This window comes from Rhodobacteraceae bacterium M382 (assembly GCA_025141015.1).
Classification (GTDB): Bacteria; Pseudomonadota; Alphaproteobacteria; order Rhodobacterales; family Rhodobacteraceae; genus Aliisedimentitalea; species Aliisedimentitalea scapharcae.
On the sequence record CP081098.1, the window covers coordinates 228,116 to 243,701 of the forward strand.

The following is a 15,586-nucleotide window of genomic DNA, read 5'->3' on the forward strand; positions in this document are numbered from 1 at the left end:
GCGGCGAAAGGCGAAAACGTATTGTGATTGTGACCCAGCGTTCACTGGGGTATTAGGCAAAAAGCCCGAGTTTGCAGAAGAACGACACATCCCATGCCAAAAGCGAAGATCACCAACGAAGAGGCGCTGGCCTTTCACCTCGACCCGACCCCCGGAAAATGGGAGGTGCAGGCAACGGTTCCGATGACCACACAGCGCGACCTGTCGCTGGCCTATTCCCCTGGTGTGGCTGTTCCGTGCGAGGCGATCGCTGAAAACCCGGAAACCGCGTATGATTACACCAACAAAGGTAATCTTGTTGCGGTGATTTCCAACGGGACAGCGGTTTTGGGTCTGGGCAATCTGGGCGCGTTGGGGTCCAAGCCGGTTATGGAAGGGAAATCCGTTCTCTTCAAACGCTTTGCTGATGTGAATTCGATCGACATTGAGCTGGATACAGAAGACCCGGATGAATTCTGCAATGCCGTGCGTCTGATGGGGCCAACCTTTGGTGGCATCAATCTCGAAGATATCAAGGCACCTGAGTGTTTCATCATTGAACAACGTCTCAAGGAAGAGATGGATATTCCGGTCTTTCACGACGATCAGCACGGCACGGCGGTGATCTGCGCCGCGGGTCTGCTGAATGCGTTGAAAATCTCGGGCAAAAAGATCGAAGACGTCAAAATCGTCTTGAATGGGGCAGGGGCAGCGGGCATCGCCTGTATCGAACTGCTCAAAGCGATGGGCGCGCGGCACGAAAACTGTATCGTCTGCGACACCAAGGGCGTGATCTATCAAGGTCGTACAGAGGGCATGAACCAATGGAAATCGGCCCATGCGATCACCACCGAATTGCGGTCTCTTGAGGACGCAATGAAGGGTGCAGATGTGTTCCTGGGTGTGTCTGTCAAAGGCGCTGTAACCCAGGATATGGTTGCAAGCATGGCTGACAATCCGGTGATCTTTGCCATGGCCAACCCTGATCCGGAGATCACCCCGGAAGAAGCACATGAAGTCCGCGTGGATGCCATCGTTGCGACCGGTCGGTCGGATTATCCCAACCAGGTCAATAACGTTCTGGGCTTCCCCTATCTGTTCCGCGGTGCGTTGGATATTCACGCCCGTGCAATTAATGACGAAATGAAAATCGCCTGTGCTCATGCGTTGGCCAACCTCGCGCGCGAGGATGTGCCGGACGAAGTGGCCATGGCCTATGGCAAATCGCTGACCTTTGGTCGTGACTACATCATTCCGACGCCGTTCGACCCGCGCCTGATCCACCGGATCCCACCAGCTGTGGCCAGGGCCGGGATGGATACAGGGGCTGCGCGGCGTCCGATCATTGACATGGACGCCTATGAGCTGAGTCTGAAATCCCGCATGGATCCGACCGCGAGCATCCTGCGCGGTCTAAACGCCCGTGCCCGGTCAGCCCAACGCCGTATGATCTTTGCCGAAGGTGACGATCCTCGTGTGTTGCGTGCGGCTGTGACTTATCAACGCTCCGGCTTTGGCAAGGCAATGGTTGTTGGTCGCGCCGACGAGGTGAAGCAGAAGCTTGAAGCCGCAGGTCTGGCGGATGCGGTACGTGAGCTGGAGGTTATCAACGCAGCCAACACCCAGCATTTGGATGTGTACAAGAGTTTCCTGTATAAGCGCCTTCAGCGCAAAGGCTTCGACCAGAAGGACATTCACCGTCTCGCCGCCCGCGATCGACATGTGTTCTCGGCATTGATGCTGGCGCACGGGCATGGCGACGGTCTGGTAACAGGCGCGACCCGCAAATCTGCGCATGTGATGGATCGGATTGACCATGTCTTTGATGCTGATGCCGCGCACGGTGCCGCTGGGGTCACAGCTCTGTTGCACAAGGGAAAAATCGTTCTGATCGGTGATACCCTGGTACATGAATGGCCCGACGAAAATGATCTGGCCAATATTGCAGAACGGGCTGCTGCAGTTGCCCGCCATATGGGCCTAGAGCCTCGCGTGGCCTTTGTCAGCTTCTCGACCTTTGGATATCCGGTATCGGAACGGGCCGAGAAAATGCACCTGGCGCCGGATGTTCTTGCCGCCCGTGGTGTTGATTTCGAATTTGAAGGCGAAATGACCGTTGATGTCGCGCTGAACGCACATCAACAGGCGGGCTATCCCTTCTCGCGCCTGACTGGACCTGCAAACATCCTCATTGTCCCCGCGCGGCACTCGGCCAGCATTTCGACCAAGCTGATGCAGGAAATGGGCGGCGCCACCGTGATCGGCCCGATCCTCAGCGGGATCGACAAACCGATCCAGATTTGTTCCACAGGCGCAACCGCAAATGACATTCTGAACATGGCGGTTTTGGCCTCATGTGACATCGGTTAAACCATGGCGATCTGGAACCTCGGCTCGATCAATGCGGACATGGTGTATACTATGCCGCACCTGCCGACAGCAGGTGAAACTTTGGCCGCGACGGCGTTGGATCAGTTTCTTGGTGGCAAGGGAGCCAACACGTCCGTGGCAGCCGCCCGTGCCGGATCCCTCGCGCACCATATTGGTGCCGTCGGACCGGATGGTAAATGGGCTGTCGATCGTCTTACGGAATATGGGGTCGACACCCGACATATCGCGCAGATTGACGTTCCTACCGGTCATGCAATCATTGCAGTAGATCAACAGGGGGAAAATCAGATCATCCTGTATTCAGGAGCCAATCAGAAGATAGACCAGAACTCTTTGAAACAGGCTCTAACTGAGGCGAATGCGGGCGATATTCTTGTCATGCAGAACGAAACAAACCTGCAGGTCGACGCTGCACGAATGGCCCGAGGTTTGGGGTTAAATGTTTGTTATGCTGCTGCGCCATTTGATGAAGTGGCGGTTCAGGCCGTGCTCCCTTACCTTGATTTCCTGATCCTGAATCAAGTTGAAGCGGCGCAACTGGAACGATCCACGGGAAAAACACCGGATGCGCTGGGCGTGTCTGATGTGATCATGACCCTGGGTGCCCGTGGTGCCCGCCACATAGATGGCAATACGGGCGTGATTCATGATATTCCCGCGCTTCCCGTAACGGCTGTGGATACCACAGGTGCCGGCGATACGTTCACTGGGTATGTCTTGTCGGGTTTGGATCGTGGTCTGCCAATGGTCAATGCCATGGCCCAGGCCAATCGTGCTGCTGCTCTTATGGTAACACGCCATGGTACCGCAGACGTTATTCCAGATCTCAAGGACGTGCTTGACGCCCGTTTCTGATGATCTGAATGTGCTTCTTTCTGGTCAAAAATACCTCGGGGTGAATTGGCCAAAGGCCAAGAGGGGCAGCGCCCCTTTAGTACCCTTTGGCAAAAGGCGCGGCCTCTCCCCATAATTCCCGTACGCGCTTGTCCCTGCCACAGGCCTGGCGGTACCGTTTGTAAGCAGCGGCCTGACGTTTTGGCCCAAACCGGGTGAACACCAGATTGGTCCCCTTGTAATAGTCCTGATGATAGTCTTCGGCTTCGTAAAATGGGGCACTGGACAGAACAGGTGTCACAATGGCTTGTCCCAAATCCTTCTGTGCTTTTGCGATAGCTTGATCCGCCAGCGACTTTTCCTGACTATTGGAGACAAAAATCGCCGTTCGATAGCTTTCTCCGCGATCACAAAACTGTCCGCCTGCATCGGTTGGATCCACTGATCTCAGAAACAGCGACAACAGGGTTTCACGACTGACCTGATCTGCATCAAAGGTAATCTGAACAGCTTCGTAATGCCCTGTCCCGCCTTTGGTTACGTCCTTGTAGGTCGGATTGCCGGTCTTCCCACCGGTATATCCGGACACGGCCCCGATTACACCGGGCACCCCTTCGAAATCGCTTTCAACGCACCAGAAGCAACCCCCGGCCACGGTGAGTGCTTCGGGCGACTTGGCCTGGGCGTCCTGTGCATCCAGGATGCTGGCCAGACCCATTAGAATCGTTAGGGCCAAAGGCTTCAGTGTTTCGCTCAGCTGCATATCCGACTCCATTTTCTGGCAGGTTGGATCAGACACGGGACACTGGCAATTCTCAGACGTGCAAGGTCACGCAGTGGTGATCCTGTTTTACCACTTGGAAATTGGATCCAATCCACCTAGCGTGCCGCCGCAAGGAGGATCTCATGACCGACAAGATGAGCACGCACCAAGCCAAAGAAGATGCCCGCAACGAAGATATCCTGATCTATCTGAACGGACGCGTCGTACCCAAATCTGAGGCGACCGTCAGTGTGTATGACAGCGGGTTCATGCTGGGGGACGGGGTCTGGGAAGGGTTGCGCCTATACAACGGCACCTGGGCGTTCATGGATGAACATCTGGATCGGTTGTTTGAGGCAGCCAAGGCAATTGACCTGGACATTGGTCTGGATCGGGTTGGTGTCAAAACCGCCTTGTTAGAGACACAAAATGCCAATGGGATGACAACGGACGCCCATGCCAGGGTGATGGTGACCCGCGGGGTCAAAACCCGCCCGTTCCAGCATCCGCAGTTGTCGCAGCAGGGCCCGACATTCGTGATTATCATGGAACATTCACAGCCCAAGTTGCCGCGCCCAATCCGGCTGGCGACGGTACCCCATGTGCGTGGTCTACCGATGAGCCAGGATCCGAAATTGAATTCGCATTCCAAACTGAACTGCATCATCGCCTGTATAGCAGCCGAAAAAGCTGGTGCGGACGAAGCATTGATGTTGGACGTCAATGGATTTGTGAATACCACAAACGCCTGTAACTTCTTTATTGTGCGCAAGGGCGAGGTTTGGACCTCGACCGGTGACTACTGCATGAACGGCATCACTCGCCAAAAAGTAATCGATCTGTGCCGCGCTCATTGCATCCCGGTGCATGAGCGAAACTTTTCCCTCGTAGACACCTATGGTGCAGACGAGGCGTTCCTGACCGGCACCTTTGGTGCGCAGACCCCGGTGGGTGACATTGATGGGCGTGTCATCGGAACAGGTCAGATGGGCCCGATGACAGAGCGGATCCGGCAGCTGTACAAATCCCTGATCCAAGAGGAGTGTGCCTGATGCGGATTGCCATGTGGTCCGGGCCGCGGAACCTGTCGACCGCGATGATGTATGCCTTTGGAAATCGGTCCGATTGCGCAGTAGTAGATGAGCCGTTCTATGCGGCCTATCTGGCGAAGACCGGATTGAACCACCCAATGCGCGACGAGATTCTGGAAAGCCAGTCGCAAGACCCGATCGCGGTCGCGTCCTATCTGGAAACCGCAAAACCGGCGGACAAGCCACATTTTTATCAAAAACATATGACTCAGCATATGATTGATGGCGTGCCCCGCGATTGGATGCGGCATTTGACGAATGTGTTTCTGATCCGGCACCCGGCGCGGGTGATCGCATCTTATGCTGCGAAACGGGAGAACCCGACGCTGGGCGACATAGGATTCCGGCAGCAGGCCGAGTTGTTCGATCTGGTCACAAGCTGGGGTCAGACGCCTGTCGTGATCGATAGCCACGATATTCGCGATAACCCACATGAAATGTTGGAAAAGCTGTGTGACGTGATCGATCTGCCGTTTTCACCAGAGATGCTGGAATGGCCCAAAGGCGGACACAAGGATGATGGGGTGTGGGCCGTGCATTGGTATGGAGCGGTGTGGAACTCTTCGGGGTTTGCGGACCCCGAAGGGTCGCTGCCCGAGGTACCGGAAGATTTGAAAATGGTCCTGGAGGCCGCCATGCCATTCTATGAAAAGATGAAAGCGCAAAAGCTTTAGGATTGCAAAAGGGGCGCTGCCCCTCTTGGCCGTTGGCCAATTCACCCCGAGGTATTTTGACCAGAAAGAAGCAGGAAGTACGATGATCCGAACGTTGATCCATGTTGCCCTGGTGGTGCGCGACTATGATGAAGCCATAGCGTTTTACGTTGGAAAGCTGGGCTTTGAGTTGGTCGAGGACACTTATCAGCCCGAACAGGATAAACGTTGGGTGGTGGTACGACCGGGGAGCGACGGCTGTTCAATTCTTCTGGCTCGGGCCTCGGACGATCATCAGGACCGCTATGTTGGCGATCAGGCCGGGGGCCGGGTGTTCCTGTTTCTGAGAACCGATGATTTCTGGCGCGATTATGAGGCGTTTCGCGCAGAAGGCATCGAATTCGTACGCGACCCGCAAGAAGAGCCCTATGGCACCGTGGCCGTGTTCAAGGATCTTTATGGCACGCTGTGGGATCTGATCCAGTTTGCCGACGGGCGGCCCTGACGCGCGCTGCAAAGGAGGTTGACCTGTTTTCAAGGGATGTGTTGAAGTATTCCTATACTTCATTTTGGGTAGTTCACTAGCATACCCGAAATATACAGAAAAAAGGACTCGACTCGGACCTAATGAGTCGGAAGCATTTGAGCACATACATGCAGATAGGTGCCTTAAGACTGCCGTAGGCAACAGTCTGTCCTGACAAGACACTGTGCCGATCACAGTTGTGGCCTTTTCCTTCGTTTTACCCCAGCAATTGCCCCAGCTTCATGGCGACGCCCATGTCGCCGGACACCTTGATTTTGCCCATCATCACTGCGGTCATCGGGTTCATCTGGCCGGTCAGCAGCTTTTCCAGATTGGCGCGTGATAGGCGCAGGGTGCAGTCGGTGTCCTGATCGGTAGTGCTGGCGGTGTTGTCGGCCAGGACGATCACGCCATCTTCGCCGCAGTCGAACTTCAGTGAGCCGTCAAAAGCTTTGCCGGACAACCCGTCCTGAATACCCCTGGCGATGTCTTCCATGATGTCAGCTCCCTTTGCCCCGGAAAATGAAAATGCCCGCCGATAACTCTGGCGGGCATCTGTGAATTCTCAATGGGTGACGTAACTGGGGGTTACGTCAGGGGAGCCATTCAGCCACCAACGCGCTTGTTACGCGCGGCCAGCAGTTTCAGGCGCAGCGCGTTCAGCTGGATGAAACCTGCGGCGTCGGTCTGGTCGTAGGCACCGGCGTCTTCTTCAAAGGTCACATGCGCTTCGGAGTAGAGCGAATGCTCCGACCAGCGGCCCACGCAGGTCGCGGACCCTTTATAGAGCTTCAGACGCACGGTGCCGGTGACATGGGCCTGAGACGCATCAATTGCGGCCTGCAGCATCTCGCGTTCGGGGCTGTACCAGAAGCCGTTGTAGATCAGCTCGGCGTATTTCGGCATCAGCTCATCTTTGAGGTGCATAGCGCCGCGATCCATGGTGATGGATTCGATGCCGCGATGCGCTTCGAGCAACAAGGTGCCGCCGGGGGTTTCGTAGATACCGCGGGATTTCATCCCGACAAACCGGCCCTCGACAAGGTCCAGACGTCCGCAACCGTGCTTGCCGCCTAGTTCGTTCAGTTTGGTCAGGATGATGGCCGGGCTCATCGCTTCACCGTTGATGCTGACCGCGTCCCCCTTTTCGAAACCGATTTCGATGAATTCGGGCTCGTTCGGGGCGTCTTCGGGGTGCACGGTGCGCTGATAGACATAGTCGGGTGCGGCCACGGCCGGATCTTCCAGCACTTTGCCCTCGGACGAGGTGTGCAGCAGGTTGGCGTCGACCGAAAACGGCGCTTCGCCACGTTTGTCCTTGGCGACCGGGATCTGGTTCTGTTCGGCGAACTCCAGCAGGCGGGTGCGCGACGTCAGATCCCATTCACGCCAGGGCGCAATCACCTTGATGTCGGGATTCAACGCATAGGCGGCCAGTTCGAAACGTACCTGATCGTTGCCCTTGCCCGTGGCACCATGGGCAACCGCATCGGCGCCGGTGGCGGCGGCGATTTCCACCAGACGTTTCGAGATCAGCGGACGGGCGATTGATGTGCCCAGCAGATACAGGCCCTCATACACCGCATTGGCGCGGAACATGGGGAAGACGAAATCGCGCACGAACTCTTCGCGCACATCTTCGATAAAGATGTTCTCCGGTTTGATCCCCAGAAGCTCAGCCTTTTGGCGGGCGGGCTCCAGCTCTTCGCCCTGACCGAGGTCGGCGGTAAAGGTGACAACTTCGCAGCCATATTCGGTCTGCAACCATTTCAGAATGATCGACGTATCTAGACCGCCGGAATAGGCCAGAACAACTTTCTTGGGCGCGGACATGGAATTTCCTCTCAGGTAGATCGACGGGGCGATAGCCGGTTTTCAAGCCAAGAGCAAGATCATGGGGTTTTTGTCGCGGCAATCGGGCGTTAAAGCTGGGTCAACTGTATCAGTTTTTTGAGAAGGTATTCGATATGAAAGGTTGGCATATCTTTCTGCATTCCGTGCAGATGGTTCTGAGAAATCTGCACCCAGCTCTGCAGATCGGATTGGTGCCTATCGTTTTGATGGCAATCCTGTCCACCGTTTTGACCTCATCAACCGGTTTGTCCCTGGATATGCTGGGGAATGAACAGATGATGAGAACGGCGTTTGAGACCGGACAGATCAACATTGGTGGACTATTGCTGTTTGCAAGCATTTCCGTGTTTTTTACCCTTTGGATCTTTGTGAACTGGCACCGCTATGTCCTGCTCGAAGAGTATCCGACAGGATGGATTCCACCGCTGCGGTTAGATCGCATTCTAACCTATTTCGGAAAATCTCTGATGATTGGTCTGGCAATGGCGGTGATGTTGGTGCCGTTGGGGTTGGCATTCCTGTTGGGACCAATTGGAGCACTGCTGTTTGTACTGGGGGCTTTCTTTGTTGTGGTGACCGGTTACCGCTGGTTTTTGTTATTGCCCGCTGCCGCGATTGGAGATCCGTTGTCTATGCGCGAGGCATGGGACAAGACACGTGGGGCGTCTGGTGCGATAATCCTCATGTTGGTATTGGTTATGATGACCCAAGTTGGTCTGGACGTGGCAATTCGGCTGATTGCGGCAGTTTTGCCGATTGCTGCCCTGGTCGTGCAATGGTGTGTCGCGCTGGTCCTGATGTTGGTGAATGTCAGCCTGTTGACGACGATGTACGGGCATTTCGTTCAAGATCGGCCAATCAACTGACGGTATTCTTATGTATGCTTTGGTCCAGCCTCTTGCCTTGTGGGCGGGGTTGGGCCAGTGAAGTGACATGACTGAATTCATGACCCGTGCCCGCTCCGCCGAAAAGGCCATGCGAGACGTTTTCGAACGCACTCCGTTACAACGTAATGTGCATTTGTCCGACCGGTTTGGTGCCGATATCTGGCTGAAACGCGAGGATCTGAGCCCGGTGCGGTCCTACAAGATCCGTGGTGCATTCAACGCGATGCGCAAATTGCCGGATCAGGAATTGTTTGTATGTGCCAGCGCAGGCAACCATGCGCAGGGTGTGGCCTTTATGTGCAAGCATATGGGTGTGCGCGGTGTGATCTTTATGCCGGTGACGACACCCAAACAAAAAATCCAGAAAACAAGAATGTTTGGTGGCGAACATGTCGAGATCCACCTGACCGGAGACTATTTTGACGATACTTTGGCATCTGCCCAGGAGTGGTGTGCACGTGAAGGGGGACACTTTTTGTCTCCGTTTGACGATGCAGATGTCATTGAAGGTCAGGCGTCGATTGCTGTTGAAATCGAAGAGCAACTGGGCGGGGTTCCCGATCATGTGATCCTGCCTGTTGGGGGGGGTGGCATGTCATCCGGTGTATCGCGATGGTTCGGGGAACGGTCCCATTGCGTGTTTGTTGAACCAGCTGGCGGGGCCTGCCTGCGCGGCGCTTTGGCTGCGGGGCACCCGGTGACATTGGATCACGTAGATACCTTTTGTGATGGGGCTGCTGTGGGCCGGATCGGGCAACAGCCGTTTGATCATCTCAAACATGTACCGTTGTCGGATGTTCTAACACTGGGAGAAGACCGGATCTGCACGACGATTGCCGAGATGTTAAATGTCGAAGGCATCGTGCTAGAGCCAGCTGGGGCATTGGCCATCGAGGCATTGGGTGATCTGCAATCCTGGATTCGCGGGCGCACGGTGGTTTGCGTCACATCTGGTGGAAATTTTGACTTTGAACGTCTGCCCGAGGTCAAGGAACGCGCATTGCGGTATTCGGGTGTCAAAAAATACCTGATCCTGCGCTTGCCGCAACGCCCCGGTGCGCTCAAGGAATTTCTGGGAATTCTGGGTCCGGAAGACGATATTGCCCGGTTCGAATACATGAAAAAATCCGCGCGCAACTTCGGGTCGGTATTGATCGGGATCGAAACCAGAAAACCAGAGAACTTTGTTCGCCTGTTTGCCCATCTCCAAGAGGCTGGTTTTACCTATTCCGACATCACAAATGACGAAACCATGGCCCAGTTCGTGATCTGATCGACATCTTGTTCCGAGGGATGCCTTCAGCCGAATTTGGCGGGTAATTCAGTCATGAATTGCCCCTTGGATTCTTCATATGTTGCAAGGATGGATTGCAGATCGACGTTGGTGGCCTGGCCCTGTGCAGATTGTGTTTCGCCGTCCTGACAGAGCTTGGAAAACCCTTCGAATCCAAGGTTTAACGCACTCCCCTTAAGGAAATGCAGATCCTGTTCCAGAGAGTGCAGGTCTGCGCCCTGTTTGAGCCTCCCGATCACTTCCTCCACCTCTTCGAGAAAGATCTCGATGATCTCCTCGAAATCCTCCGCTCCAACTTCTTCGCGTAACTCACTGATACGTGCCCAATGTATCATCACTTGTTCCCTTTGAACCCAACCATAGAAAATTGGACCCTAGGAACGAGGCGTAAACCAAAGGTTAAAGGAACAATTTCACGGGATTACTTTTTGCTTTTCACGACATGTTAAGTGATGGCGCGAATATTGGGCTGAGCCGGGTGTTTTCCGGATCTTTTGTTCATGAGGTTTCTACAGTGCCGTCCAGCAGTTCACTTCAGACGACAACCATGCCCGACGACATGGTTATTCGCCGGGTTCTGGTCGTGGATGATAGCCGGTTGCAGCGACGCATTCTGGTGTCGTCTCTGCGCAAATGGGGATTCGAAGTTGTCGAGGCAGAAAGTGGCGAAGCAGCGCTCCAAATCTGTGAACACAGCCTCCCGGACCTGGTATTGAGCGATTGGATGATGCCGGGGATGACGGGGCTGGAATTTTGCCGGGCGCTGCGGGCCATGCCGTCTCAGGCCTATTGTTATTTTATCCTTTTCACCTCCAAGAGCGGCAAGGGCGAAGTTGCCCAGGGGCTGGATGCCGGTGCGGACGACTTTTTGACCAAACCTGTAAATTCGGATGAATTGAGAGCCCGAATCGCCGCGGGTGCGCGAATTCTCAGTATGGAGCGCGAGTTATCCGAAAAGAACCGGATGGTCTCTGAAACCTTGGGGGAATTGCAGCGGGTCTATGATGCGATTGACAAGGATCTGATCCAGGCGCGCAAGATCCAGGAATCTCTGGTCCCAGAGTTGTCGCGAGAATTTGGAACATCCCAGGTAAGCCTGCTTTTGAAACCCTGTGGGCACATCGGAGGTGACTTGGTTGGGATGTTTTCACCGGGTGTGAACCGGTTGGGGTTCTACAATATTGACGTGTCTGGACATGGTATCACTTCGGCGATGATGACGGCCCGGTTGGGTGGATATCTGTCTTCTCAGTATTTTGATCAGAATGTTGCCATGGAAAAGCGGTTCAATCGCTTTTATGCCCTGCGCCAGCCCAGCGAAGTTGCCAGCATGTTGAACGCAAGATTGGTCGCGGATGCGGGAATAGAAGAATATTTTACAATGGCTTATTGTATCGCTGATTTGCGAAACGGGCATGTAAAAATGGTCCAGGCTGGCCACCCGCATCCGGTAATTTTGCGGCTGGACGGAACAGCTGAATTTGTTGGCGATGGCGGTGTGCCAATAGGTTTGATCCCCGATATCCCTTACTCGCAGATAGATATCCATCTGAAACCGGGAGATCGGTTGTTGCTGTATTCCGACGGATTCACCGAAGCTCGGCTGCAAAACGGAGAGATGTTGGAACCAGAAGGTTTGTTGGACTTGATCCAGCAATGCCAGTCCCGACAGTCCGGGCAGGAGTTTCTGGACGATCTGTTCTGGAATTTGACACAGGTTCAATCGCAAGAATTTGGTATGGAAGATGATGTTTCGGCCACTTTGTTCGAATACAATGGGGCTTGATCCGAACATGATTTGCGTCGATCCACCCTGGTGCACCTACAGGCGCAATCATCCGCTTGGATAAAAAACGATGCAATGGACACCCATGGTGTAGGCAATGCGTTTTCAACTGATCGTCATGATGTATGGATGCGATGTGTTGTGCAGAACCACGCCGGATGAATGACCATATAGAAAACCGATGCTGGAGATTGAACATCACAGCGCGGGTCAGGGGCGATCAGATATTTCCCGCGTTCAGCAGACGGTGCGCGAAATATCTGTCTCCGGCATTGCCAAGCACTGCCGAGGCCTGATCGATGTCCATCCAAACCGCTTCGTGGTCTGGTTCACTGGGCGGCCCACGACGAACCAAAGGGCGGGCCAGATAGATGTTGCAGATCTTTTCTGCCCATAGGTCATATTCCGGCATATAGACGAAACGGCGGAACACACCGAACCATTTGGGCGTTGTAATCGACCAGCCGGTTTCTTCACGTATCTCCCGGTGGAGGGCCAATATCGGTGATTCGCCTGGGTCCACACCTCCACCCGGCAGCTGCAAATCCGGGTTTGGATCATAGTAGCAGGTCAAAAGTATTTTCCCGTCCCGAGGCAACAAAGCATAGGCTCCGGGGCGGCGACTATAGGTTTTGTCCGCCTGTGGCGGCTCTCCAAATCGTCTGATCACGTGCTACCCTCTTCCATCCGCTGTCACGAGCCCTATATAGGCTCGATATGCCAATCCTGGGCGTGTAAGGAAACCCCATGACTTTCGGATCAAAAATCGCGTGGGACGATACAGTCCTGCCTTTCCAGCTTGATGTCTCTGACATGCGCGGGCGCATTGCGCGTCTCGACGGTGTTCTTGATGGCATCCTCAAACAACACGATTACCCTGCAACCGTCGAAGCATTGGTTGCCGAGATGGCTGTGCTGACGGCGCTGATCGGGCAAACCATAGATTTGCGTTGGAAGCTGTCGCTGCAAGTGCAGTCCAAAGGTGCGGTGCGCATGATTGCCACCGATTACTATGCGCCTCAAGTCGACGGTGAACCGGCCCAGATCAGGGCCTATGCCAGCTATGATGCTGACCGGCTGACTGACGCGGTGCCGATCGCACAGGTCGGCGAAGGCTATTTCGCCATCATGATCGACCAGGGCAAGGGTACCAAACCCTACCAGGGGATCACTGCGCTGACCGGTGAATCGCTGAGCAATTGCGCCGAGGCCTATTTTGCCCAATCTGAACAATTGCCGACACGGTTCTCTCTCAGCTTTGGCAAATCCACAGAAGCAGGTGGACAGGAGCATTGGCGTGCCGGCGGCATTATGCTGCAGACCTTGCCCAAAGCGTCGCCGTTTGTGGCAGCAAATGATGGGGACGGGGACCAATTGAAACCAGCGGATCTGGTGTCAGGCGAACAAGAAGAAAACTGGAACCGTGTCAACGTTCTGCTGAATACGGTCGAGGACCTGGAACTGATCGGACCCTCGGTACCGCCCATTGACCTGCTGGTACGCCTGTTTCACGAGGAGCAGCCGCGGGTTTATGATGCGCAACCGGTTCGATTTGGATGTACCTGTTCTGAAGACCGAGTGCGTCAAAGCCTGTCGATCTATTCGGCAAAGGATATCGCAACGATGACAACGGATGACGGGGACGTCACAGCAGACTGTCAGTTCTGCGGAGCACATTACGTCCTGGATCCGAAATCGGTCGGCTTTGAGGCGGAGACACCCGAGGGTGAATGATCTCGCCCGGACATTGCAGGCTGCGCTGGGTCAGCCGGGAGAGGGGTCTTCGGATTTCGATTTGAACCCTGACACCGTGCTGCCCGAGGGGCGCAGGCTGCGTCCGGCCGGGGTTTTGATTCCGGTCAGTGTGGCGCATGGGGAGCCACGGGTGATTCTGACCAAACGGTCATCGGCTCTAAAACATCATCCTGGGCAGATTGCCTTTCCCGGAGGCAAGCAGGATGACGGGGATCGGGATGTGATTGCCGCGGCACTGCGTGAGGCACGCGAAGAAATTGGTCTGCCCGAAACCGTGCCACAAGTCATCGGACAACTGCCGCAACATGAGACGGTTACTGGGTTCAATGTAACACCGGTTGTCGCGCTGATCACCCAGACGTTTGATGTTGTTCCTGAACCCGGTGAAGTGGACGAAGTATTCTCTGTGCCGCTGTCACATCTGATGAACCCGGCCAATTACCTGATCGAATCCCGGATCTGGCGGGGGACACGGCGCTATTACTTTACTGTTCCGTTCGGGCCTTATTACATCTGGGGGGCCACGGCTCGCATGTTGCGGGGGTTGGCGGCACGGATTGCGGAATGACACGGATTGATCAACCTTGGCTGACGGACACGGCGACGCAAACCGTTTGCGCGGCCTTGACTGTTGACGGGGCGCAGGCACTGTTTGTGGGCGGATGCGTGCGCAATGCCCTGTTGGGTCAACCGGTTTCCGACCTGGACATTGCCACAGATGCGCAGCCTGAAACTGTTATTGCACTGGCAAAACGCGCCGGAATCCGGGCAGTTCCGACAGGGATTGATCATGGTACAGTGACGTTGATCGAACACGGGGTTCCGTTCGAAGTCACCACATTTCGTCGTGATGTTCTTACAGATGGTCGGCGCGCTGTGGTCGCGTTTTCCACAGATATTGCCGAAGATGCCCGGCGCCGCGATTTCACCATGAATGCGATCTATGCCCGCCCGAATGGCGAGATCGTTGACCCGCTGGGTGGGTTGGCCGATCTGAATGCGCGCAGAGTGCGTTTCATAGGAAACGGTGAAAACCGAATTCGCGAAGATTACCTGCGCTCGTTGCGGTATTTTCGGTTTCACGCCTGGTACGGTGATCCGCAGGCGGGCATTGATCCCGAAGCACTGGCGGCGATCTCTGCCAACCTGGATGGGCTTGCACAGCTGTCCCGGGAACGGGTTGGGTCGGAGGTGCTGAAATTACTGGGCGCGCGGGATCCGGCCCTGTCGGTTGCTGCAATGCGTCAAAGCGGCGTGCTCGCTCAGATCCTGCCCGGGTCAGATGACCGGGCGTTGGCCATTCTCGTACATCTGGAAGGAGAAGCACCAACAAATCCAGTTCGACGTTTGGCTGCGCTGGGCGATCCGGAAATTGCCAAGGATTTGCGCATGTCCAAACAGAGGTTCACCGAATTACGCATGTTGCGAGAGGCTGCCGTCGGCTCTCAGGGTGCGGCCGAGCTGGGGTATAAGCTGGGTCATGACCATGCGCGTGATGCGATGTTGCTGCGCGCCGCCTTGATGGAACAACCGATATCACCCGAAGTCGAGACAGATATCGCATTGGGGGCAGGCGCGACATTTCCTGTGTCGGCCCGTGATCTGATGCCTGAAATGACAGGTCCGGAATTGGGTCGCACGCTCAAATCGCTTGAACGGACCTGGATTGACAGCGGGTTCACCCTGGACCGTGATCAGTTGTTGGGAACGCTTGACTGACCCTACGTCAAATTGTCGGGGGGTGACAAAACGGCGAATCTGTTTTACCTCTTT

General features: G+C 55.2%; 16 protein-coding genes. 11 read left to right on the plus strand and 5 right to left on the minus strand.

The annotated features are described in order from the left end of the window. Positions 1-93: 93 nt before the first annotated feature. Together K3727_01080 and K3727_01085 are read left to right on the plus strand one after the other, a co-directional pair. Positions 94-2,349, plus strand: a complete 2,256-nt coding sequence (locus K3727_01080) for an NADP-dependent malic enzyme (protein ID UWQ91442.1) — start codon at positions 94-96, stop codon at positions 2,347-2,349. A gap of 3 nt (positions 2,350-2,352) precedes the next feature. After that, positions 2,353-3,225 carry a ribokinase gene (locus K3727_01085; protein ID UWQ91443.1) on the plus strand — a complete coding sequence of 291 codons (873 nt, stop codon included), beginning with the start codon at positions 2,353-2,355 and terminating at the stop codon, positions 3,223-3,225. A 76-nt stretch (positions 3,226-3,301) separates the two neighbouring features. Here K3727_01085 and msrA read toward each other — a convergent pair whose 3' ends face one another. Continuing rightward, the gene (gene msrA / locus K3727_01090; protein ID UWQ91444.1) at positions 3,302-3,967 is read right to left on the minus strand and encodes a peptide-methionine (S)-S-oxide reductase MsrA; all 666 of its coding nucleotides are present in this window, start codon (positions 3,965-3,967) and stop codon (positions 3,302-3,304) included. Between the two features lie 143 nt (positions 3,968-4,110). Here msrA and K3727_01095 point away from each other — a divergent pair, with 143 nt between their 5' ends. The 3 genes from K3727_01095 to K3727_01105 all read left to right on the plus strand — a co-directional run bounded on the left by K3727_01095 (position 4,111) and on the right by K3727_01105 (position 6,216). Next, positions 4,111-5,019 (plus strand): D-amino acid aminotransferase, encoded by a 909-nt coding sequence (locus tag K3727_01095; GenBank protein ID UWQ91445.1) that lies wholly within the window; start codon positions 4,111-4,113, stop codon positions 5,017-5,019. Further along, positions 5,019-5,732: an HAD family hydrolase gene (locus K3727_01100; protein ID UWQ91446.1), complete on the plus strand. Its 714-nt coding sequence runs from the start codon at positions 5,019-5,021 to the stop codon at positions 5,730-5,732. Before K3727_01095 ends, K3727_01100 begins: the two co-directional genes overlap by 1 nt. Before the next feature lie 82 nt (positions 5,733-5,814). Next, the gene (locus tag K3727_01105) at positions 5,815-6,216 is read left to right on the plus strand and encodes a VOC family protein (GenBank protein UWQ91447.1); all 402 of its coding nucleotides are present in this window, start codon (positions 5,815-5,817) and stop codon (positions 6,214-6,216) included. A 238-nt stretch (positions 6,217-6,454) separates the two neighbouring features. On the opposite strand, the gene K3727_01110 is transcribed toward K3727_01105, so the two are convergent. Then, positions 6,455-6,736 (minus strand): SCP2 sterol-binding domain-containing protein, encoded by a 282-nt coding sequence (locus tag K3727_01110; GenBank protein ID UWQ93225.1) that lies wholly within the window; start codon positions 6,734-6,736, stop codon positions 6,455-6,457. Positions 6,737-6,843: 107 nt separating this feature from the next. Next, on the minus strand, positions 6,844-8,070 hold the full coding sequence (locus tag K3727_01115; protein UWQ91448.1) for an argininosuccinate synthase: 1,227 nt from the start codon (positions 8,068-8,070) through the stop codon (positions 6,844-6,846). Between the two features lie 134 nt (positions 8,071-8,204). Between K3727_01115 and K3727_01120 the strand changes: the two genes are divergently transcribed. Together K3727_01120 and ilvA are read left to right on the plus strand one after the other, a co-directional pair. Beyond that, positions 8,205-8,957: a hypothetical protein gene (locus tag K3727_01120; protein UWQ91449.1), complete on the plus strand. Its 753-nt coding sequence runs from the start codon at positions 8,205-8,207 to the stop codon at positions 8,955-8,957. Between the two features lie 67 nt (positions 8,958-9,024). Continuing rightward, complete coding sequence (gene ilvA / locus K3727_01125) at positions 9,025-10,251, plus strand: threonine ammonia-lyase IlvA (protein ID UWQ91450.1); 1,227 nt, start codon at positions 9,025-9,027, stop codon at positions 10,249-10,251. 26 nt (positions 10,252-10,277) lie between these two features. Here the strand turns inward: ilvA and K3727_01130 are convergent, their stop codons facing one another. Continuing rightward, positions 10,278-10,607 carry an Hpt domain-containing protein gene (locus tag K3727_01130; protein UWQ91451.1) on the minus strand — a complete coding sequence of 110 codons (330 nt, stop codon included), beginning with the start codon at positions 10,605-10,607 and terminating at the stop codon, positions 10,278-10,280. 212 nt (positions 10,608-10,819) lie between these two features. On the opposite strand from K3727_01130, the gene K3727_01135 reads away from it, so the two are divergent. Next, entirely contained in the window at positions 10,820-12,058 is a 1,239-nt protein-coding gene (locus K3727_01135; protein ID UWQ91452.1) for a SpoIIE family protein phosphatase, read from the plus strand. Between the two features lie 220 nt (positions 12,059-12,278). On the opposite strand, the gene K3727_01140 is transcribed toward K3727_01135, so the two are convergent. Continuing rightward, positions 12,279-12,728, minus strand: a complete 450-nt coding sequence (locus K3727_01140; protein ID UWQ91453.1) for an NUDIX hydrolase — start codon at positions 12,726-12,728, stop codon at positions 12,279-12,281. A 77-nt stretch (positions 12,729-12,805) separates the two neighbouring features. Between K3727_01140 and K3727_01145 the strand changes: the two genes are divergently transcribed. Genes K3727_01145 through K3727_01155 form a run of 3 tightly spaced genes read left to right on the plus strand, consistent with a single transcriptional unit; the run spans position 12,806 to position 15,532 of the window. Next, on the plus strand, positions 12,806-13,792 hold the full coding sequence (locus K3727_01145) for an Hsp33 family molecular chaperone HslO (GenBank protein UWQ91454.1): 987 nt from the start codon (positions 12,806-12,808) through the stop codon (positions 13,790-13,792). Then, positions 13,692-14,381, plus strand: coding sequence for a CoA pyrophosphatase (locus K3727_01150; protein UWQ91455.1), 690 nt, complete (start codon positions 13,692-13,694; stop codon positions 14,379-14,381). The genes K3727_01145 and K3727_01150 overlap by 101 nt, the downstream gene beginning before the upstream one ends. After that, positions 14,378-15,532 carry a CCA tRNA nucleotidyltransferase gene (locus K3727_01155; protein UWQ91456.1) on the plus strand — a complete coding sequence of 385 codons (1,155 nt, stop codon included), beginning with the start codon at positions 14,378-14,380 and terminating at the stop codon, positions 15,530-15,532. Before K3727_01150 ends, K3727_01155 begins: the two co-directional genes overlap by 4 nt. Positions 15,533-15,586 lie beyond the last annotated feature (54 nt).